This window comes from Flavobacteriales bacterium, assembly GCA_029248105.1.
GTDB lineage: Bacteria > Bacteroidota > Bacteroidia > Flavobacteriales > UBA7312 > UBA8444.
In genome coordinates this window covers 1-23,584 of record JAQWJZ010000045.1, presented here as the reverse complement: position 1 = coordinate 23,584, position 23,584 = coordinate 1, and the positions used below count along the sequence as shown (strand labels likewise).

At 33.4% G+C, this 23,584-nt stretch carries 17 protein-coding genes; 10 read left to right on the top strand and 7 right to left on the bottom strand.

Annotated elements, in window-relative coordinates; translation table 11 throughout:
* The 4 genes from P8I29_08150 to P8I29_08135 form a co-directional block, all read right to left on the bottom strand.
* Positions 1 to 1,341 (bottom strand): nucleotide sugar dehydrogenase (locus P8I29_08150; GenBank protein MDG1917758.1); only part of this gene is annotated, 1,341 nt, incomplete at its 3' end.
* On the bottom strand, positions 1,331 to 1,849 hold the full coding sequence (locus P8I29_08145; GenBank protein ID MDG1917757.1) for an ArsR family transcriptional regulator: 519 nt from the start codon (positions 1,847 to 1,849) through the stop codon (positions 1,331 to 1,333). The genes P8I29_08145 and P8I29_08150, both read right to left, overlap by 11 nt.
* Before the next feature lie 95 nt (positions 1,850 to 1,944).
* Positions 1,945 to 2,463: a transcription termination/antitermination NusG family protein gene (locus P8I29_08140; protein MDG1917756.1), complete on the bottom strand. Its 519-nt coding sequence runs from the start codon at positions 2,461 to 2,463 to the stop codon at positions 1,945 to 1,947.
* A gap of 7 nt (positions 2,464 to 2,470) precedes the next feature.
* The gene (locus tag P8I29_08135; GenBank protein ID MDG1917755.1) at positions 2,471 to 3,580 is read right to left on the bottom strand and encodes an MraY family glycosyltransferase; all 1,110 of its coding nucleotides are present in this window, start codon (positions 3,578 to 3,580) and stop codon (positions 2,471 to 2,473) included.
* Between the two features lie 171 nt (positions 3,581 to 3,751).
* On the opposite strand from P8I29_08135, the gene P8I29_08130 reads away from it, so the two are divergent.
* The gene (locus tag P8I29_08130; GenBank protein ID MDG1917754.1) at positions 3,752 to 4,498 is read left to right on the top strand and encodes a glycosyltransferase family 2 protein; all 747 of its coding nucleotides are present in this window, start codon (positions 3,752 to 3,754) and stop codon (positions 4,496 to 4,498) included.
* Positions 4,499 to 4,513: 15 nt separating this feature from the next.
* Here the strand turns inward: P8I29_08130 and P8I29_08125 are convergent, their stop codons facing one another.
* Positions 4,514 to 5,755, bottom strand: a complete 1,242-nt coding sequence (locus tag P8I29_08125; GenBank protein ID MDG1917753.1) for a DUF5723 family protein — start codon at positions 5,753 to 5,755, stop codon at positions 4,514 to 4,516.
* Between the two features lie 34 nt (positions 5,756 to 5,789).
* On the bottom strand, positions 5,790 to 7,805 hold the full coding sequence (locus P8I29_08120) for a hypothetical protein (GenBank protein ID MDG1917752.1): 2,016 nt from the start codon (positions 7,803 to 7,805) through the stop codon (positions 5,790 to 5,792).
* A gap of 166 nt (positions 7,806 to 7,971) precedes the next feature.
* On the opposite strand from P8I29_08120, the gene P8I29_08115 reads away from it, so the two are divergent.
* The 9 genes from P8I29_08115 (at position 7,972) to secA (ending at position 22,931) form a co-directional block, all read left to right on the top strand.
* The gene (locus P8I29_08115) at positions 7,972 to 11,259 is read left to right on the top strand and encodes a T9SS type A sorting domain-containing protein (GenBank protein MDG1917751.1); all 3,288 of its coding nucleotides are present in this window, start codon (positions 7,972 to 7,974) and stop codon (positions 11,257 to 11,259) included.
* A 72-nt stretch (positions 11,260 to 11,331) separates the two neighbouring features.
* Positions 11,332 to 11,949, top strand: a complete 618-nt coding sequence (locus P8I29_08110) for a toxin-antitoxin system YwqK family antitoxin (protein MDG1917750.1) — start codon at positions 11,332 to 11,334, stop codon at positions 11,947 to 11,949.
* A gap of 119 nt (positions 11,950 to 12,068) precedes the next feature.
* Positions 12,069 to 13,976 carry a molecular chaperone HtpG gene (htpG, locus tag P8I29_08105; protein ID MDG1917749.1) on the top strand — a complete coding sequence of 636 codons (1,908 nt, stop codon included), beginning with the start codon at positions 12,069 to 12,071 and terminating at the stop codon, positions 13,974 to 13,976.
* A 108-nt stretch (positions 13,977 to 14,084) separates the two neighbouring features.
* Positions 14,085 to 17,369 carry a CotH kinase family protein gene (locus tag P8I29_08100; protein MDG1917748.1) on the top strand — a complete coding sequence of 1,095 codons (3,285 nt, stop codon included), beginning with the start codon at positions 14,085 to 14,087 and terminating at the stop codon, positions 17,367 to 17,369.
* 17 nt (positions 17,370 to 17,386) lie between these two features.
* Positions 17,387 to 18,013 carry a hypothetical protein gene (locus P8I29_08095; protein ID MDG1917747.1) on the top strand — a complete coding sequence of 209 codons (627 nt, stop codon included), beginning with the start codon at positions 17,387 to 17,389 and terminating at the stop codon, positions 18,011 to 18,013.
* Positions 18,014 to 18,030: 17 nt separating this feature from the next.
* Positions 18,031 to 18,726 (top strand): ABC transporter ATP-binding protein, encoded by a 696-nt coding sequence (locus P8I29_08090; GenBank protein ID MDG1917746.1) that lies wholly within the window; start codon positions 18,031 to 18,033, stop codon positions 18,724 to 18,726.
* Positions 18,727 to 18,735: 9 nt separating this feature from the next.
* Positions 18,736 to 19,284, top strand: coding sequence for a cob(I)yrinic acid a,c-diamide adenosyltransferase (locus P8I29_08085; protein ID MDG1917745.1), 549 nt, complete (start codon positions 18,736 to 18,738; stop codon positions 19,282 to 19,284).
* Positions 19,285 to 19,340: 56 nt separating this feature from the next.
* Entirely contained in the window at positions 19,341 to 19,562 is a 222-nt protein-coding gene (locus P8I29_08080) for a DUF2795 domain-containing protein (GenBank protein MDG1917744.1), read from the top strand.
* Between the two features lie 105 nt (positions 19,563 to 19,667).
* Positions 19,668 to 22,931, top strand: a complete 3,264-nt coding sequence (gene secA, locus P8I29_08075) for a preprotein translocase subunit SecA (protein MDG1917743.1) — start codon at positions 19,668 to 19,670, stop codon at positions 22,929 to 22,931.
* Between the two features lie 2 nt (positions 22,932 to 22,933).
* On the opposite strand, the gene pnuC is transcribed toward secA, so the two are convergent.
* The gene (gene pnuC, locus P8I29_08070) at positions 22,934 to 23,509 is read right to left on the bottom strand and encodes a nicotinamide riboside transporter PnuC (GenBank protein MDG1917742.1); all 576 of its coding nucleotides are present in this window, start codon (positions 23,507 to 23,509) and stop codon (positions 22,934 to 22,936) included.
* Positions 23,510 to 23,584 lie beyond the last annotated feature (75 nt).

Below are 23,584 nucleotides of genomic sequence, written 5' to 3'. Positions count from 1 at the left end.
ATCTAAAATATTTCTACCATCAAAAACTTTAGCTGGACTCATAACGTTATCGTAAATTTTATGCCAATCGTAAGATTTAAACTCATCCCACTCTGTGATAACTGCCACTGCATGTGAGTTTTCACAAGCTTTTAATGGATCTGAATAATAACTTAATGCGTTTTTATTTTCTTCAGATGAACGACTATTCAAATAATCTAAATCAGAAAGCATCTGTTGTTCACTAACTTTAGGATCATATACACAAATTTCAGCTCCATTTTCAATGAGTATATCAGCAATGTATATAGCTGCTGACTCTCGGGTATCGTTAGTGTCTTTTTTAAATGCCCAACCCAAAAAAGTAATTTTTTTGCCTGAAACTGTTCCGAAAAGCGACTTAATGATTTTCTGAGCAAATCGTCTTTTTTGATAATCGTTGATTTTGATGACTTGATTCCAATACTCCGAAACTTCATCTAAACCAAGTGACTTAGCAATATATGCCAAGTTAAGGATATCTTTTTGAAAACAACTGCCTCCAAAACCGACTGAAGACTTTAAAAATTTATTGCCAATTCTAGAATCCATCCCAATAGCTGTAGCCACTTCATCAACATCTGCTTCAGTCGCTTCACACAAGGCAGATATGCTATTTATGGAACTTATACGTTGTGCTAAAAAGGCATTAGCCACTAACTTGGATAATTCGGAAGACCAGACATTAGTTGTATATATCTTTTCTTCAGGAATCCAATTAGCATATATATCAACAAGAGCAGATATCGCCTCTTTCCCGCTTTCAGTCTGTTGACCACCAATCAAAACTCTATCTGACTTAAATAAATCTTGAATAGCCGTACCCTCAGCTAAAAACTCAGGATTAGAAAGCACCTCAAAGTGAACGCCATTTCCATTAGAATCCAAGATAGTTTGTACGGCCTCGGCAGTTCTTACAGGCAAAGTTGATTTTTCTACGACTATTTTATCGGTTTTAGCTACCCTTGCAATAGTTCGAGCACACAATTCTACATATTTTAAATCAGCCGCTTGACCTTTACCCTCACCATATGTTTTAGTAGGGGTATTTACAGCAATGAATACCATTTCGGATTCATTAATAGCCTTATCCACATCAGTTGAAAAGAATAAATTACGACCCCTAGCCTCTTTAACTACTTGGGCTAAACCAGGCTCATATACTGGTAAATTATCTAAATTATCATCATTCCAAGCATCAATACGGTCTTGATTAATATCTACAACATTGACTTTAATGTGTGGACACTTCAAGGCAATGACGGCCATAGTTGGACCACCAACATATCCTGCTCCTATACAGCAAATTGATTTAATTTTCATAGTACATTATTTCTTTATCGTATAGCACAATTCCATCATCTTCTGATTCCATCGTAAAGACAACTTTTCTGCCTATTTTATTTTTTAATTTTTTTTCTAACTCAATGATGTAATTCTCATTGATATTTTTAGCAATCAATAAAACCTCAATGAGCCCAGAATCTATGCCCTTAGCGTAATCTCCTATCAATATTATTTTTTGCACATCGCCAATACGCTTAACTATGGCCTCAACCATTTCATCTAGTCTCAAATGCTTTTTAACTAATTGTTGTAAAACTGAGTATAAAGGATGTTCAGTGTTAGCTCTATAAATGACTTTGTTTTGTTCTTTGTTACTTATTAGATATCCTGCATCTTTAAGCTTATTTAACTCTTTACGAACACCATTGGTGGACTCACCAAACTCTGAAGCAAGTGCATTAAGGTGACCTTTATTAGCAGCTCTGATAAAGAACTTAACAAGCACTCTTAATCTGGTTTTTGATGTTATTAACGAGTTAAGCATATTTTTTTATACTAGTTTGGCAACAATGAATTACAGACTCATATAAGTTGTTAAATTCAAATGAGTAACAAAAGTACTTAAAAAAAAGAGGAAAATTAAATTATATCTAAACGAACCTTAATATTTAGACTTTGGATTTTCACCCAGACTCTGCTGGAAGTTACTTTGACAATTTCTCCAACACGATTTTGAAGCTGCTCAATATTTAGATGATCACCAATATTTAAACTAGAAATAGAGGAGTTAAGACAATTTTTCCCCTCTAAATGATTTTTAAGAACATCGACTTCATTTTGGGAAACAGTGACAATTTTTTTGTCGTAAAACATATAGCGCACAACACCAGGACAGTCAAAAACTACATTTCTATCTTTTTCATTAAGATTAACAAGAATCATAGAAGGTAGAGCAGGTTTTTTGATTTTCTTTTTTCTATCGCTCCACTGACTTACTTTTACTATAGTTGGACAAAATGTTGTTAATCCCATTAGAATTAAACGCTCATTAACTTTAAACTCATGCCTTGGCTTTGTGTAAATAACATACCAATTTGTTATATCACTCTTAATTGATAGTGAAGAATTATTAGCGGAATATGTAATTGATTGCGGCACAATTGAACTAGTTTAATTTTTTATTCTTTTTAGATAAGAACAACAAAAGAAGAGCAAGCAGTCCAACTGATACAATGATTGTAATCAAAAGATGCAAATTAATAGAATTGTCGAAAAAGAAATTAGATATGCCAATAACAAGTAAACAATATAAAATGACCAATGAAGTTGACTGTATATGGGTGTAGCCATATTTCAACAATTTATGATGAAGATGGTTTTTATCAGCAGCAAAAGGGCTGTTTCCCTTGATACCCCTTAAAATAAATACTCTTATTGTATCTAAAAAAGGAAATGCGAATAATGCAAGTATATAAATTGGTTTATTTTCAAAATCATATGACGCATTAAATTTTGAAGACAAAGCCATTGTAGTCGTAAAAGATAAAATAAAGCCTACAACTAATGACCCTACATCTCCCATAAATATTTTTCTTTTACCCTTGCTGATATTAAATCTAAGAAAAGCAAGTAAGCCTCCAATAGTAGCTGAAGCGCTTAATAGTCCAACTACTAATCCTATTTTATAAAAATAATAACAAAGATGACATAAAATGATAATCGCTACAGATGCTGCAAGACCATCTATACCATCAATCAAATTGAAAGAATTAATTACAACAACAAATACGAAAACCGTAAATAAATAAGATATAAAAGTTGAGATTTCATATATACCAAATATTCCATAAAAATTATCAATACGAATATCTGTTAAGACAATAAAAATAAATGCTGATAAAACTTCAGCCATTAATTTTAAAGAAGGAGACAAGCCCATAATATCATCCTTAACACCGGCTGTAAAAAGAATTACAATAGAAGCCGTAATAGATAAGAGAATTGACATATCGTTAGCTGACAGCATAAAGGAACCGAAAAATCCAGACACAAAGAAAGCACCAAACGAAATGCCAAGACCTCCGAGGTGAGGTATACTTGTTTCATGAGAACTTCTTTCATTTGGAGTAGCTGTTAAATTCTTTATCCTACTTATATATACAATCAAAGGAAAAGACCTGTACGAAAGCAAAAATGAAAACAAGAGAATAACTAATGAAAATAACAAGAGATTTTCATTAAAAAAAAGCGACAAGCCGTATATAATTGTACTCAATGTGTACTAAATTAGGTTAAGAATTGATTAAATATAAAAAAAAAATAACAACAAACAAAAACACAAATTTAATAACGAAATGTTAGTAAGCCTAAGAAATATGCAATTATAAATCAGATTTTAACGAGCAGTCATTTAAATTAATTATATTGCTATAATTCTTTTTATTAAATGAAAATTTCCATAATTACTGCAACATTTAACCGCGCACATTTTATAGAATCCTGCATACTCTCAATCTTAAGACAAAAAAATAAAAATATTGAGATTATTATAATTGATGGACTTTCAACAGACTCAACAGATGAAAGATTAAAACCTCTTTTGGAAAAAAATGATAATATCAAATTCTATTCACAGTCTGATTTAGGGATTTATGATGCATTAAACAAAGGAAAAGAGAAAGCCAAAGGAGACATTATAGGTTTTGTTCACTCTGATGATTTTCTATATGATACAGACGTTCTAGAAAAAATTAAGAAAGCATTTATACAGAAAGACATTGACGGTGTTTATGGCGATTTAGAATACGTAGAAAAGATCGACATCAACAAAGTTATAAGGAGTTGGAAGAGCTGTTGTTTTAACAAAAAACTTTTAAGAAAGGGATGGACTCCCCCGCACCCTACTCTATTTCTTAAAAAAGAGGTTTATGAAAAACATGGTGAATTTGATCTTAACTTTAAAATATCAGCAGATTATGATTTTATGTTAAGAGTATTTAAAGATGAAAGCTTAAAAATTCAATACATGCCTAGCGTGATTACTAGAATGAGAGTAGGTGGAGTCAGTAACAAAAACCTTAAAAACATTCTCCTAAAGACTTATGAAGACTACAAAGCAATTCGAAAGAATAAAATTGGAAGCATAGGCACTTTAGTGCGAAAAAACACCTCAAAAATTAAGCAGTTTTTTTAATAATGAAGATCAAGTCTATTTCTCTGGCGTTTCTTTATCTTTTTTACCAAAAAGAAATTTCAAGCCAACTCCAACGTTTATACCATACATAGAATTAAGGTCAAATACACTAGCTTGTCGCGTAAATAATTGAAAATGGATACACTCAGACTTATAATTGTATTTAAATTGTAACCCATTTTTTTCTAATCCACCAAGATGATATCCAAGAATAAACTCGTGTTGTTTCAAAGTCTTATGAAAATCAATCGCAAGTCTTGGCATAGGATACATACCAACTCTGTGCTCAGCAGTTATAGTATATCCATCAGTGTATTTATTCCCAACAATTCCCTTATTAAAAGAACCATTTAATCGAGCGGGGAGTGTAAAAGTATAACTTTCGTTGACAGGGTTGATGATATCTCTTAAGGTATCCAATTCAGCAGTAAAATAACTAGATTCAATATCTGAAAAATCAGAGACTTCCATAGGAACAATAAGATCATTAACTTCAAAACTATATGTGTTTGTTTGTATGCCATCATCCCATTTAATAAAACCTAAATCCTTGACTGAAATAGTGTATTCCCCATCATAAATTTCACCTTCATAATCAAAGCCAACAGAAAAACCTCTACCAGCACTTTTTAATAATTCATTTATACCTTTGAGCTTAACAAGATCGGATCTATTATCAATTATATAACGCACAGGTACACTTTCAATACCTTCTAGGGCCATATCATAGGAAATAGATTGACCATATTCGGCAGATGAAAAGTCTAATTTTGAAAACTCACCAGAAACAAATTGGTGACCTGCAATAAGTGATACTGAAGAAGACAATTGGTCTGTCAGCTTAAAACCTAAGGTAATATCCGAATAATGAAAAAACTTACCCTCTACTGGTGTTAAATCAAAACTCTCACCAGAATAATTAGTGTTGCCATAAAGAGCTAGACGAACAATCTCACCGTCAAATATTCCATAGGAAGTCACATGATTTCCAAATGCTAAACTCAATCCTTTTTTATTTGAAAATTTTATAACATTATTAATGTCAACGTAGAAATAATTTTCATCATCCATATTTCTTAGTATGGCTTGTTTTTGGTCATCGTCGATATAGTCAAAGGAATTGAGTAATGTTTGAGCATCTAATGCCGTATTGTACAATCCAATATCTGAATTCAATTCAACACTATATTTGTCTTGAGCCAGTGAAATAAGCGGCAGTAAAAACAAACTGAATGTTAAGGCTATGTTTTTCATCATCTGTATGTAAAGTGTCTTAAATTTTGAATATATACTATTCTAAAATTGTCTGACTTATTAATTTTTCAAAATTAGCAATCACTGTCATGTCAATAGAATAGTCACTATATAGCTTGACAAATTGTTCGCTAGGCTGTGTGTTTAAAGTAATCTCTATTCCTATTTTTTTTGTTCGAGCTAAAAGCACACTTAAATCTTCGAAAGGAAACTTAAGAACACTATTAGTAGACGCTACTGTTACACCATCAATATCAACCTCACTAGCTCTAACAATATTTTCACTTTCCAACGTTTCTAAAAGTAATCCTGCATTATTCATGAGCTCCATCTTGATTTCAGCATCAAAAGGGAATCCGTTGTTAACTACGATTGTAAATGAACCATCTGTTATAATCTCTGGAACAGACAAACTAACATCAACAGTATCTTTCATTACCATGTTTGACGCTTTCATCGATACAGGTATTTCGATTTGCAACTCTGAACTAACGCCATAGTCAAGATAAATAAAACCATCATTTTGGTTATTATTATCTCCATTCACAACCATTTCAAAATCAAAGGCTATACTATTAGGCTTACTTTCTACAATTTTATCAATATTAGAATTAGATTCGTCAAAAATAATTTCTGTAATTGTTGGAGATACTGGATTAGCAGGATCTAAACTTTCAATTCCTGGTGCTATAGTGAAAGGCGAAGCCAATAATGGACTTTCTAATTCAATAGAAGATGTATTGCTCGAACTCTCAATTTTCATAACATGTAAATCAGCAGCAACACCTAAGTTATTTTCGGTAACCATTTTCACCTCAACAAACTCGAAGTCAATATCACCTTTCAGAGCGCTTAAATCTAAAAATGAGGTTTCTCGACTTTCAGTGATGGTGTCTTGACCCAAGAAGCCCCAAGCTGCTGAAGGCGCTATATTTTCAATAGAAATTGAACTTTCAACACCATCTTCAACAGAAATAGAAACTTGCTCACCGGTAGAATCTATTCTAGCATATGATTCAACATAAATGGTATTGGTTTGATTACCATCTTGACCTGTTAAGTCAAACTCATAATTTGCTAAAGAAATAGTTTCGTTTATGGAACCTTCCGCTGGTATTTCTCTGTAAACTGAAAAAGGCACACCGTTTAGAGTAGCATTAGGAATGTTATATTCAAATTTTAATACACTTTTTAATGTGCTAGTAATATCCATATTAATTTCACCACTACTCATCTTAACTCTATTTAATAAGGCTCCACCTGCATCAAAAACAAATGTAGTATCCTCATTAATCAACTCTTGGCTTGGTAAAATAACATCAGCTTCATCAAAATTAATGTCATTGATAGCAACAAACAAAAGAAGAGAATCCTGAGAAGAAAAATTAAATAAATTATTTTGACTAGGAATATCAACATTGGTAATAGAAACCTCAATCAATCCGTCCAACGTTTTTCCCGATAAATCTTTAGTTTGTGTATCCGTTTGACCAGCAGAAAGATATGGAAAATCAAAATTAATATCTTGTGATTGAGCTTGAACTGTAATATTGATATTGCTTAAATCAAAACTAAATTCATTTTTAATCGCCAACTCTATTGTACCATCAGCAAATGTTATGGAATAAAAATCATCTGTTGCATCGTACTCTAATGTATTTGTGATAACATTTTCAAAAGGGCTATCTAGCGGAAAACCTGCAGAGTTTTGAAGAGTAGCAGGTAAAGCTGCGCCATCAGAAAAAGACACATCATCAATATCCACATTACCTAGGTCTTCTGATCTATTAATTGAAATTGAATTTAGCTCAACAATTTCATCAAAATTATATTCTACCAAATCCTTTTGATAAACAAAAACTAAGCTTTTATCACCAAGTGTATCTATTGAAAGTGTGGTGTCTCCGAGCAAATCATCAAAACTGACACTGCTCGTAGCTATAGGTGCAGAGGCCTCAATATCCCAACTCGGCAATTCATAATCTTCTTTAAAATCACATGAGGAAATTAAAAACACAAACAAAAGTGATGAAACTTGTACTAAGGTCTTCATAAGGTTATAATTTTATGTAAATATATTATGTTTTTTGATTGATTTATAATTTTTGCATAAAAAAAAAGGTTTTAATTGATAAAAAAAACTATGGGCTACATGATTTAACACTATTTTTTGTAAATTTGATAGTGTAGAATTTACAAGAACTTAATCTTAATCTAGAATGAATCCAAAAATCAAACTCTTAATCCTATTTTTTACGTTATATATTTCTAATGATATTCTAGCAATCACTAGCTTAGACTCAGAAGAGGATGAATTCTGTTACGAAATTGATTTTCAGCATCACTGTGATTCTTTCACTTGGATCAACGGAATAACATACACCGTTAGCAATAGTTTTGAAGCCGTTGATGCTATATTTAGCTCTAACAGTTGCGACTCCATCATCACTTTAGACTTAACCATAATTCCGAGTTCTCCATCATTAACATATTATGAAGAAAAATGCGATAGCCACGAATGGAAAGGATCTACTTACAATACAAGCGGAATCTATTACTACTATAACTCTTATGATCAAGGCTGTGGAATAGAAACTCTAGAGTTAACAATAAACAATTCAGCAAACAGTATTGATAATCAAGAGCATTGCGAATCATTTCTTTGGAATGGGACAACATATACCGAAAGTGGAACTTACAACTTTATCACTTCTAGTTCTGATGGCTGCGATTCAACAGCCACTTTAAACCTCACGATTATTGATTCACCACTATCAACAACAAGCATATCAGCATGCCAAGAATACGAATGGAACGGAACAAACTATACAGAAAGCGGAACATACGACGCCATATTTTCTAATTCTGAAGCCTGCGACAGCACAGCTAGGCTAATACTACAATTAGACGAGCACTCATACGCTGTTGACATTCAAGAACACTGCTCACCTTTTACATGGGTAGACGGCGTAACATATACAGAAAGTAACTCTGAAGCTACATACACTCTTACAAATGCCATCGGCTGTGACTCAATAATAACTTTAAACCTAACCATTTCGGAAGACTTAAACTTTCCGGCAGATACTATTGAATCATGCAATTCTTTTTATTGGAATGGAACAACATATAATTCAAGCGGTACATACACATTTACTAACGAAAGCGGATGTATCAACGAAACTTTAAATCTAACAATTCTCGAAAACAGCTATTCGATAGACTCGCAAACACACTGCGAATCTTTCATGTGGCTAAATGGCATAACATATTCAGAAGATAATAACTCTGCGAGTATCATTTTAGACGCTGCTAATGGCTGTGATTCAGTAATTACCCTAAACCTAGATATTCTCGAAACCTCTCTTAATACTATTTCTGACACTGCGTGTAACAGCTATACTTGGAATGAAACAACATATACTACTAGCGGTATATACGAAGAAGTATCCACAGCTAGTAATGGATGTGATAGCTTGATAACTCTAAATTTAATTGTCAGAGAAATTTCAAATGTTTTTGACTTCCAGATTCAATGTCAATCATTCACTTGGATTGATGGAATTACATATGATGAAAGTAATAATTCAGCCACCTATACTCTTACAGATTCCTTTGGCTGTGACTCAATTGTCAATCTTGACTTAACAATCATGGACAATTTCAGCTCATCAAACGACACTGTCGAAGCTTGTAATAATTTCAGTTGGAATGGCAGCGTATATGATGCTAGCGGAACGTATATTTACAACAGCCCTAACGGATGCATTAAAGACACATTACATTTACAAATCATCAACAATAGTTACACTATTGATACACAAGAGCATTGTGGCTCATACACTTGGACTGATGGTGTAACTTATTTTGAGAGTAACAATACTGCGACCGTAATTTTTGACTCTTCAAATGGATGTGACTCAATCATTACACTAAACCTAACCCTTTTAGATACCTCAATAACTACAACGAATATAACCGCCTGTGAAGAATATGTCTGGAACGGAACAACCTATTCAGAAAGTGATATTTATGAAGAAATATTCACTAGCACTAATGGATGTGATAGCCTTAGTAGGCTAGACTTAACCATAAGAGGAATATCAAATGTTATAGATTTTCAAGAACATTGTGGAGAATTTACTTGGATTGATGGAATTACGTACGATGAGAGTAATAATGAAGCGACCTATATACTTGCCGATTCATATGGATGTGATTCAATTGTTACACTTTCATTAGAAATTAATGAAATCACTAATATAACTTACGATACCGTTTCTGTTTGTGAAGCATATGAATTCTATGGAATAACATACGATACAAGCGGAACATATACTATTTTACAAGACAATAATAACAGTTGCCAAAAGACTATTCTTGAATTATCTGTATTCAACACAGTATTTACTTCTGAATATATAACAGCATGCCAAACATTTGAATGGAATGGAGAAGCTTATAATGAAAGTGGCACATATACCCAAACGCTATCAACTACCAATGGATGTGATTCCATAGTATCCCTTAACCTTACTGTAAACAACGGCTCAACTAGTTCTACTACTAGCATAACCGCTTGCAACAATTATACATGGAATGGAACAACTTACAATGAGAGCGGAACTTATACAATCAACTTCAATGAAGAATCAGAGTGCGATTCTACAGCTATATTAATCTTAAATATTAACAATAGTTCTGCTCCTGCAAACGATACCGTAACAGCCTGTGACAACTACAGTTGGAATGGTGAAACATACACCGAAAGCGGAATATACACCTATAGCTCAAACAATACTGAAGGTTGTGATTCATTAGCTACACTATTCCTCACAATAAATAATTCTTATCAATCAACAGAAGATATAACAGCCTGCGATAGTTACGATTGGAATGGCAGTACTTTCACAGAAAGCGGTGAATATTCATTCGTAAGCACCAATCAAGCAGGCTGTGATTCAACACTGATTTTAGAACTGGCTATTAATAATACAGAAGTTTATGAAAATGATATCGAAATCGCAGAAGGAGAATCCATAACTATTGGTAATCAAACCTATGACGAAACGGGCATATATACCGATTCGTTACTCAGCATTAACGGCTGTGATAGCATCATAATAACTAACTTGACGATTATTCCTAAATCATATAACTGCAATAGTAATTTTGACTGTACAGACCCTGGAGATGGTACAGGATATTTTCAAACTCTTGAGGCGTGTATAGAAAATTGCGTTACATCTGTAGTAGAAAATGAAAGTTTTAATTTCAACATTTATCCAAATCCATTTAGTAGTGAAACAAACTTAGAATTTCAAAACTCTAACAGAGAAAAACTCATTATTAGAGTCATAGATATTAGAGGAAGAATATTACGGGAATATAAAAATGTGACTTCCAATCATTATATTATTAAAAAAGAATCTTTAACCAAAGGCATGTACTATATTCAAATTGAATCGAAAAGTAAGGTTGTGCAAAAGCCTATTGTTATCGAGTAGAACAGTAAACAATATAACCTCATAAGCCTCGTTGATATAACGAGGCTTTTTTTTACCCCCTCCCTAAAAGACATGAAAACAATATATCTAGCCCTTTTACTAATTAGTTATTCCCTCAATAGTCAAGCACAAGAAAGAGGACAAGACAAAGGAACTCCAAATACACAGTTAATTATTAATAACGACACATTAAATAAATCCGATGAAAATGGGAAACTTCAAGGAAAATGGGAACGTACACATGCTGACGGTAGCTTCAAATGTAAAGGCGTTTATAAAGATGGCTATAAAGAAGGCTACTGGGAAAGAAAGTGGCCAAATGGCAATTGGAGATATCAGATAAATATGTCTGATGGATACCGAAATGGCAATTGCAAATTTTTCTACCAGAATAGGAAACTAAAGAGTGAAGGAAATTATGAAATGGGAAAAGAAGAAGGTCTAATAGTCACCTATTTTGAAAATGGCAATAAAGAATCTGAAGAGAATTTTAAAAATGGAATACTTAATGGGGACTGCAAATATTATGACGAAAACACAAACCTTCTTCGAGAAGGTGCTTTTTTAGAAAATGAACGAGATGGGACATGGAATTTTTATTCCCAAAAAACATCTAAACTAAATTCTCAAATAACAATAGTGGAATACGATAAAGGACAAGTGCTAAGCACTAAAATTTCAGCATACTAAGACAAACCTGCCAAATTTTCATAAAAATAATCTTGAAACAATCCCATTAAACTAACTTTGTCAGTTCGTTAAGTATGGCATAATTATTGCCGTTTACTTTAAAAAAACACTATAATCTGATGGCAAAAAAAGGCAACATTAATGTACAAACGGAAAACATTTTCCCAATAATTAAACAATTTTTATACTCTGACCATGAAATCTTTTTAAGGGAATTGGTGTCCAACGCTGTGGACGCAACTCAAAAAGTAAAAACACTAAAATCTATTGGTGAATTAAAAACCGATGTGAATAAATTAGGCGTAGAGGTTATAATTGACAAAAAGAAGGAAACCTTAATTATAAGAGATAACGGTATAGGAATGACCGAAGAAGAAGTAGACAAATACATTAACCAGATTGCTTTTTCAGGAGCTGAAGAGTTTGTAAACAAATACAAAGATGCAGATGCCAAAAACTCAATTATTGGGCATTTTGGATTAGGTTTTTACTCTTCATTTATGGTTTCAAAAGAGGTTGAAATCATCACAAAAAGTCAGAAACCAAATAGCAAAGCTGTAAGGTGGGTATGCGACGGCTCGCCAAATTATACCATTGAAGAAACCACTAAAAAAACCAAAGGAACTGACATCATATTACACATTGACGAGGAATCCAAAGAGTTTCTTGAAGAAGGAAGAATAAATGGGATACTCAATAGATATTGTAAATTTCTTCCCGTAGAAGTGAAATTCGGAACAAAAACCATTTCTGTAGACGATCCTAAAGGTGAAAAAGATGATAAAGGCGAAATAAAACAAGTTGAAAAAGAAGTTGATAACATTATCAATAACACTAAACCAACTTGGACAAAAGCACCTCAAGATCTAAAAGAAGAAGATTATTCCAACTTTTATAGAGAATTATATCCTACTGAATTTAACGATCCTATTTTCAATATTCACCTCAATGTTGATTATCCGTTTAATTTGACCGGAATTTTATATTTCCCAAAACTCAAAAATAATTTAGAGGTACAGAAAAACAAAATAAATCTTTACAGCAATCAAGTATTTATTACTGACAATGTAGAAAATATAGTACCTGAATTTTTGACCCTTTTACATGGTGTAATTGATTCACCTGACATACCATTGAATGTATCACGTTCCTATTTACAAGCAGACGGAAATGTCAAGAAAATATCAAAATACATCACTAAAAAAGTTGGGGATAAACTCAACTCTATGTTCAAAAACGATAGAGAGGATTTTGAAAAAAAATGGGACGACATTAAAGTATTTATTGAATATGGAATGCTTACAGAAGATAAGTTTTTTGAAAAAGCTAAAGACTTTAGCCTTTATAAAAACACAGATGGTAAATACGCTACATTTAACGAAATGATTGACCGAATCAAAGACAATCAAACCAACAAAGATGGAAAGACAATTATTCTATATACTCACAATAAAGACGAACAAGATAGCTTCATTAATAGTGCACTAGAAAAAAATTATGAAGTACTTGAACTAGAAGGCCCATTAGTAAGTCATCTTATATCCAAGTTAGAATCTGAAAATAGTAATGTTCAATTTGCAAGAGTTGATGCTGATACTATTGAAAAAATTATTGAGAAAGAGGATAAAACACCATCTCTTTTGAGTGAAGACGAAGAAAAAACACTAAAAGAAATCGTTGAAAAAAAGATAGATGACAAAAAATTTAATGTTCAAATTGAAAGTCTGTCGACTACTGACACCCCTTTCATCATAACACAAAGTGAATTTATGCGAAGAATTAAAGAACAGCAGCAACTTTCTGGCGGTATGAATGTTTTTGGTGAACTACCAGAGAGCTATAATTTGGCAGTAAATTCAAACCATCCTATTATGAGTCAATTAATAAACGAAAGTGATGAAAATAAACAATCTGAGCTTGTCAGTCAAATTCTTGATTTAGCATTGTTATCACAAGGACTACTAAAAGGTAAAAATCTTACAAAGTTTATCTCCAGAAGTGTATCAATGATTAACATTAAAAGCTAAAGTTCTAGTTCATAACTTGCGTTGAAGCCGTAAGCTTATTGACTAAAGATATTTTTTTGTTGGTGTTTAAACACCTATATTTGTACTTTAATCAATTAACCCGAGTTTATGAGATTATTATTGATTTCTTTATTGATTTTTGTGAGCATAAGCTCTCATAGCCAAATTGTTATTAATGAGTATTCTGCTGCCAATTTTGATGATTTCGCCGACAACTATGGTGATAATGAAGACTGGTTCGAACTATATAATTCCTCAGCGGCAACAATAAATCTTAATGGATATTATTTGAGTGATAAAGAAGATAATCTCACCAAATGGCAATTTAGCTCAGATGTTAACATCAATCCTAACGAGCACCTAATAGTATTTTGCTCTGGTAGAAATGAAATAAATGGTAATAATATACACACAAGTTTCAAACTTCATCAAACAAAAAATAATGAATGGATTATTCTAACTGATCCAGACGGATTAACAGTTGTTGACTCAGTATTTATTAAACCATGCCTAACCAATTCTTCTAGAGGCAGAATGAACTATACTGACGACACCAAAGCTGTCTTCACTAACCCTACACCAGGCGCAATAAATACCAATGGTTTCGTAGACTATAGCTCTACGCCGACATTTAATCCAATAGCTGGAATACATGCAGCTCCGATTAATGTCAGTATTACAGCAGACCCAGGAAATACCATTTATTACACTACAGACGGTAGCCTTCCTGACGATTCGGACAACCTTTACAATGGACCAATAGCTATAAATAACACCACTGTATTAAAAGCTGTTGCGTATAGCAATGATCCCGATATTCTTCCAAGCTTTATGGAATACGGCACCTATTTTATTGGAGTATCACACAGTATGAAAATACTATCTATTTCAGGCAGAGAATCTGACAATCTAGCTAACCCTGAGCTTTATGAATTAATAGCGGGAGGGCAACAAATAGAACCTAATGGAACTTTTGAAATTTATAATTCTGATGGAAGCTTGTTTGATAAAGCTAGAGGAGAGTTCAATGAACATGGGAACGATTCATGGGCTTATGCACAAAGAGGATTCGACTATATTACTAGAGATCAATTTGGCTACAATTACGCCATAAAAGGAGAGGTATTTAATGACATTGATAGGGATCGATTCCAACGATTCATAGTCAAATGTGCAGCTAATGACAACTATCCATTTTCTTATGGCAGCTCTGGAGCGCACATCAGAGATGCTTATGTTCAATCCCTTTCTCAAGTCGCTAATCTAAGGTTAGACGAACGCTCCCATGAATCTTGTGTTATGTATCTTAACGGAGAATACTGGGGGGTTTATGAACTGAGAGAAAAAGTTGACGATTTAGATTACACTGACATCCATTACGATCAAGATTCAGTAGCGTTTCTCAAAACATGGGGAGGCACGTGGGTAGATGTTCTTACTGATGATCAAGACCCAAATACGGTTGTAAATAGCTGGGATGATATTAGAAACTACATTACTGGTAACGATATGGCTATTCAGGCTAACTATGATTACGCTAAGGACCGTTATAATGTTGGGAGTTTGATAGATTATTATATCCTTAATTCTTACACTGTAAATGCAGATTGGCTCAATTGGAATACGGCATGGTGGAAAGGTCTTGAAGAAGACGGAGACAAAAAGAAGTGGCGATATGCTCTATGGGACATGGATAACACCTTTGATCATGGCGCAAATTATACTAACATTCCAAACACTGATCCCGATGCAGATCCTTGTGATGCTGAAACTTTAGGAAATATAGGAGGTCAGGGACATATCCCGATATGGAATGCTTTAATTCAAAATGAAGAATTCTTTGACGACTATATCAATCGCTGGTCTAATCTTTCCAATTCCTATTTATCCTGTGAATTTATGATTCAACACTTGGACAGTCTTATTGGAATAATAGAGCCTGAAATGCAAGACCAAATAGACACTTGGGGCGGAACATATAATGAATGGATGGACAATGTAAATTTCATGAAGGATTTCATGAATGAACGCTGCACCTTTCTAAACGCTGCCATAGTAGACTGTTATGATGTTGAAGGACCATTTGATGTAACCATAGTTATAGAGGGTATAGGAGAAGTTGATTTCAACAATTTTTTCGATATAAATCAAACAAACACACCATTTAGCGGAGAATATTTTGGAGGAATCGATATTGATTTTAGCGTAGCAAACGGAAACTTCTCTTATTATGAAATTGTGAGTAATGAAAATTACAATTATAACGAAACAGATACTGATTTCTCTCTAGAATTACAAGGAGATATTACTATCATTTTCTATTTTGACGCTAACGAAATCACATTTTTAGTTGAGCCAACTGGGTCAGGAAATATATCAATCGATGGCACATCAATTACTTCGTTCCCTTATACTCAAAGTTATATTGACAACTCAAATGTTATGCTTGGTGCTCAACCTAATTTAGGATGGGAAATGGGATATTGGAGCAGTACAAATCACTCCTTTTCACCAACAACAACAGATGAAAATGTAAATATAATTGCTAATAGCTCTGACACTGTAGTCTTACATTTAAATCAACAAACCTTTGATATTACCTACATTCTTGAGCCATCAAACGCTGATATTGAATTTTTAATCAATGGAAACAATATATCAACTTTTCCCTATACAACAACAGAGTTTTACGGCACCAATATTAGCTTAGAAGCTAAATCCAATATCAATTGGGAATTTTTATATTTCACTTCTAATAATGGAGGGTATATTTCTGGACAATCTATATCCCCTTTGCAAGGGTTTAGCGTAAACAAATCTGATACTATAACTATTTATTACGATGCTAATATTTTTTATGACGTCAGTTATCAAGTTTTTCCCGAAGGAAGTGGTCAAATTAGAGCACAAAATATTAATGTTGAAGATTCGACAATAACTTATCCATACATGGAAAATGTTAACCTTGAGGCGATACCTACTAACGGATGGAGATTCTCTCATTGGGATTATCAGAATAATAAAATCAATCCTGATGAAAACGCAGTATATTCTAACTTTACAGTAGAATCACCAGATGCAATTCGTGCAAACTTCAAAGAGTTATTTGAAGTATTTGTGCCAAACTCATTTACGCCTGCAAATGACGACAACATGCACAATACATTCGAAGTGTCTATTTTTTCAATAGAAGGGGTAAATTATGAATTTGAAGTATTTAATCGTTTTGGCGAATCTATTTTTTATAGCAATGACGAAACTATTTCTTGGGACGGCTCTTACAAAAATGGAGGTCAAGTGCCATCTGGAGTTTATATCTATACGATAACCGTTGAATCTCTTATGACTGGTAAAACTTTTCAAAAAAAGGGTTCAATAACACTATTAAGATAGATTATTACATTTGCTGAATGAGCAAATTACTTTTATCTGTAAAGTACCTTAAATATCTTTTTTTAAGTACAACTAAGCATGGCGTACATTCCCCATTTATTTATGACTTGGTGACGAAAGTATTCAATGATAAAGGTCATAAAAAAGAGTACGAAAAAATCCATCAGATAAAAGATACAAACCTTTCCTACCCAAACGTAAAGCGTTTAAAATTAATATATAGAATAACGAACTATCTGCAATCCATAAATCTATTAGAAATAGGGAATTCTAAAGAGCTCGAACCCTTATTTCTAACCAATACTCAAACTAAAGTTAATGTATCTTACTTTAAAACAGTTCCAACAATGGAGTCCGAGCTAGGCACAAGACGTAGCAGCCTAACGAAGAAGTTTGACTTTATATTTTTAAAGCCTCAAATTCATGAAGAAAAAATAATAGATAATTTTGAAAATTGTCTGAAATACACACACAATAATAGTGTTATGATCATAAGCAATATCCACAAGTCACAAGAAATGGAAAAAGCTTGGAATCAAATAATAAAACATAAAGAAGTTAAGGTAAGTGTTGATTTATTTTACACAGGTATCATGTTTTTTAGAAAAGAGCAAGTCAAAGAAAATTTTATCATTCGTTTTTAACTAACTTTACACCAACTATGGCAGTTATTGAAATTGAAAATATAGCACGACACTTTTTTGTGGGTAATGAAACCATTAAAGCCCTAAAGAAAATTGATATCTCTATTGAAAAAAATGAATTTGTTGCTTTAATGGGACAATCTGGTTCTGGCAAATCTACATTAATGAATATTCTTGGCTGTTTGGATACACCAACAAATGGAAATTACCATTTAGCTAATAAAAATGTTAGTCAATTAAATGACAATAGCCTTGCCGAAATCAGAAATAAAGAAATCGGTTTTGTCTTTCAAAGTTTTAACCTACTACCAAAATCTACTGCCCTAGAAAACGTGATGCTGCCACTAATATATTCAGGTTATGACAAAAAAGAGAGGGTAGAAAAAGCACTAACCGCACTCAAAAAGGTTAATCTATCCGACAGAGTCAATCATAGACCGAATGAATTATCAGGAGGACAAAGACAACGTGTTGCTGTTGCCAGAGCCCTAGTTAACAATCCATCCATAATTCTAGCAGATGAACCCAAAGGAAATCTTGATAGTGCTACTTCTGAAGAAATAATGGCTCTTTTTAAAGATATTCATAAAAATGGCAACACCATAATTATTGTAACACATGAGGAAGATATCGCTCAATATGCCCATCGTATAATAAGGCTAAGAGATGGGGAAATAGAAAGTGATAAAATTAATAAATCACCAAGGGAATAAGTTTAAGAAATGAAGATTTATACTAAAAAAGGAGATAAAGGAACTACCCAGCTAATAGGTGGAAAAAGAGTGCCTAAAAACAACTCTAGAATTGAAGCTTACGGCACTATTGACGAGCTTAATTCTTATATTGGACTAGTAAGGGATCAAGAAATTGACAAACAATCATTTGAAATGTTAGTTGAGACCCAAGACAGACTATTTACCATAGGAGCTCTACTAGCCAATGAAGGTGCTTCAAACAAAATGAAACTTCCTCTCATTGAAGAAAAGGATATTGACATTTTAGAGCAAGAAATTGATAAAATGAATGAAGAATTACCAGAGATGAAATCCTTTATTTTACCTGGCGGACATACCACCGTATCTTATTGTCACATTGCTCGATGTATATGCCGTAGAGCTGAGCGTTTAGTAGTTGATTTACCAGAAACAACACTTCAATACGATTTAATTCTCAAATATCTCAACCGATTATCTGATTATCTTTTTGTTTTGAGCCGTTTTCTCACTAAAAAATTAAACGCTGAAGAGATACCTTGGAAGCCTAGAATGTAAAAAAAACATTGTCTATTTGACTAAAAAAATTACATTTGCAAAAAATATTTAAGGTTATGTATTGGACATTAGAATTAGCATCAAAACTAGAAGACGCACCTTGGCCAGCTAATAAAGATGAGCTTATTGATTTTGCAATTCGCTCTGGAGCACCTATGGAAGTCGTAGAAAATCTTCAAGAATTAGAAGATGATGGTGAAATGTTTGATTCTATAGAAGATATTTGGCCAGATTACCCAGATAAAGACGACTTCTTCTTCAATGAAGATGAGTATTAAAATTTTAAGCTGCAATTTTGCAGCTTTTTTTTATGCAAAAAGTCAAGGGTATCTCTTAAAAAAGTAAATTTGCTAATCCATAATTTAACAGCATAATTTTAAGCGATGGGACTATTCGATTTTACAACAAAACTTTTTGGTAACAAATACGATAAAGATTTAAAGGAAATAAATCCTATCATTGATAAAATTAAAGCGGTTTATCCTTCTATTCAATCGCTATCCAATGATGAACTAAGAAGTAAAACTGAATCGTTTAAAAAACAGATTAAAGACGCTTCCTCAAATCTTCAAAGTGAAATAGAACTGTTGACAGAAAAAGCTGAAAACACAGATGTTGAACTGCAAGAAAAAGAAGATTTATATGCACAGATAGACAAATTAGAAAAAGAGATTGTCAGCACTACTGAAGAAACTCTGAATGAAATTTTAGCTGAAGCCTTTGCTGTAGTTAAAGAAACAGCTTACAGGTTTTCGCAAGGAAATATCATTGTAACTGCCAATGATTTTGATAAAGATTTAGCCGCTGAGTATAACAACGTTGAAATTAATGGAAATCAAGCCACATTCTACAACAAATGGATTGCCGCAGGTAATGAAATAGAATGGAATATGGTTCACTATGACGTTCAACTCATAGGTGGGTATGTTCTTCATTCTGGTAGAATAGCAGAAATGCAAACTGGAGAGGGAAAAACTTTATCGGCTACCCTACCTGTATATTTAAATGCGCTTGCTGGTAAAGGAGTTCACCTTGTAACAGTTAATGACTACCTAGCTAAAAGAGACTGTGAATGGATGGGGCCTATTTATCAATTTCACGGCTTAACAATCGACTGTGTTGACAGACACCAGCCTAACTCTGAAGAAAGAAGAAAAGCCTATATGGCAGACATTACATACGGTACAAATAACGAGTTTGGCTTTGACTACCTTAGAGATAATATGGCGAGAAGACCACAGGATTTGGTACAAAGACCTCACAACTATGCTATTGTGGATGAGGTGGACTCTGTCCTTATTGATGACGCTCGTACTCCCCTGATCATTTCAGGACCGACTCCAACAGGAGATAAACACGAATTTAACGAACTAAAACATAAAATAAGTTCTTTAGTAGATGCTCAAAAGAAGTTTATAAATACCGTTTTGGCAGACGCTAAAAAACAGATAAACGAAGGCAATGATAAAGAAGGAGGCTTCAAGCTATTGAGAGCATATCGAGGACTTCCAAAGAATAAAGCACTTATCAAATATTTAAGTGAAGATGGTGTAAGAACACTGCTCCAAAAAACAGAAAACTTCTACATGCAAGACCAAGGTAAAGAAATGCCTAAGGTCGACGAAGACCTCTTTTTTGTAATTGATGAACAACATAATGCCATTGAACTAACGGATAAAGGTATAGATCTCATAACTAGCAATTCTGACGACAGCAACTTTTTTATAATGCCTGATGTTGGTGCCGAAATTGCAGTATTAGAAAAATCAGACTTAAATGAAAAAGAGAAGCTCGTAAAAAAAGACGAGCTAATGAGAGATTATTCCATAAAAAGTGAAAGAATCCACTCTGTTAATCAACTGCTAAAAGCTTATACACTTTTTGAGAAAGATGTTGAGTACGTTTTGATGGATAACAAAGTAAAAATTGTTGATGAACAAACAGGTCGTATTATGGATGGAAGACGTTATTCTGATGGACTTCACCAAGCAATAGAAGCTAAGGAAAACGTAAAAATAGAAGCTGCAACCCAAACCTTTGCAACAATCACATTACAAAACTACTTCAGAATGTACAACAAACTGTCTGGTATGACAGGTACAGCCGAAACTGAAGCTGGAGAATTTTGGGACATCTACGAATTAGATGTTATTGTAATTCCTACAAATCGCCCTATCCAAAGAGATGATAGAGAAGATAAAGTATATAAAACTGCTAGAGAAAAATACAATGCTGTTATTGATGAGGTTGTTGAGCTAAGTCATCAAGGAAGACCTATTCTAGTAGGAACTACATCGGTAGAAATCTCAGAATTACTGAGCAGACTACTTAAAATGAAAAACATAAAGCACAATGTTCTTAATGCAAAACTTCATCAGAAAGAAGCTGACATTGTTGCTGAAGCGGGTAAAGCGGGTAATGTAACCATAGCTACCAATATGGCAGGTCGTGGTACGGACATCAAACTTAGTGATGAAGTCAAAGGCAATGGAGGTTTAGCAATTATAGGTACTGAACGCCACGATTCTAGACGTGTCGACAGACAACTTAGAGGTCGTGCCGGTCGTCAAGGAGATCCAGGTTCGTCACAATTTTTTGTGTCTCTAGAAGATAACCTTATGCGTCTGTTTGGTTCTGATAGAATCGCTAAAATGATGGATAGAATGGGCTTGGAAGAAGGCGAAGTTATTCAACATTCTATGATAACCAAGTCAATAGAGCGTGCCCAAAAGAAAGTTGAGGAAAATAACTTTGGCATAAGAAAGCGATTGCTAGAGTATGATGATGTAATGAACGCTCAGAGAACCGTTATTTACAAGAAAAGAAAACACGCTCTATTTGGCGAACGTTTGGCTGTCGATATTGATAATATGATATACGACACATCAGAATCTATAGTTAATGAATATCAAAGTGCACAAGACTTTGAAGGGTTTAAGTTAGAATTAATTCGTTTTTTGAGTATAAGTTGCCCTGTTGATGAATCAGAATTTAAATCATTGAAATCTGAAGAGTTAACCGAAAAAGTATATCAAAATGCTATAACAAACTATAAGGCGAAGTCTGAAGTAATATCACAAAAGACTTATCCTGTCATTAAAGATGTTTATGAGAATCAATCGGCAACATATCAAAATATTGTCATTCCATTTACAGATGGCCTAAAGACACTGCAAGTAGTCACCAACCTTAAAGAAGCGTTTGATTCTGAAGGAGGAAATATCCCTCTATCGATTGAAAAAGGGGTTAGCTTAGCCATTATTGATGACTCTTGGAAAGAAAACCTTAGAGAGCTAGATGACTTGAAGCAATCGGTTCAGAATGCCACCTACGAGCAAAAAGATCCACTACTTATTTATAAGTTTGAGTCTTTCAATTTGTTCAAGCAGATGATTGAGAAAATTAATAAAGATATCGTATCATTTTTGATGAAGGCCAACCTACCTGAACAAACGTCTGTAAAACAAGAACAAAATGTAGCAAGAGAAAAATTGCAAACCGGTCGTCAAGACATAGGTGGCAATTCAAGAAACGCTCCAAAAAAACAAGCCAATGTTCAGCCAGTAAGAGTCGAGCAAAAAGTAGGAAGAAATGAACCTTGCCCTTGCGGAAGTGGAAAGAAGTTCAAACAATGTCACGGAAAGTAGAACTAAGCCAGTTCTTTTTTCCAACGCATATAACCTACAAAGGACATAACAAAGTAAACAACCGTTAGTCCAGAGTAATAATCCAGTCCCTTGCTATAATACAATGTGATAGTCAGACCATTAATGACAATCCAATACACCCAAGCTGAAAGTACTTTTTTTGCTTCAAGATAGGTTGCTAAAAAACTGAATATAGTTGTGAAAGCATCGAGATAAGGCTTGTCTGCATCGGTGTAAGTATCGAAAAACCATGCCAAAATTAAAGCCAATATTGAAGCAGTAGAAATACTGTAAATATGAAACGTAAGACCTTTATCACTAACCTTAAGGTAATTGGTTTCACTTAAATTATCCGTATTTTTGCTAGACCATAGATAAAAGCCATAGAATCCCATAACTACATAATACGAATAAAGTATAGCCTCTGAATATAACTTAGAATGATAAAACAGAAAAATACTCAATGCCGAGCCAACAATACCAAATAGCCAACACAAAATATTCTGTTTGATTAATAAAACAAGATAGACCAATCCAAATACAACGGATAATATTTCAAGAATTAAATAAAAATTCAAAGCAAATACTTAAAGTTATGAATGTAAAAGTAGAACTAAAAAATGGATATTTTAAATCTAATCTTTGTTTAAAAG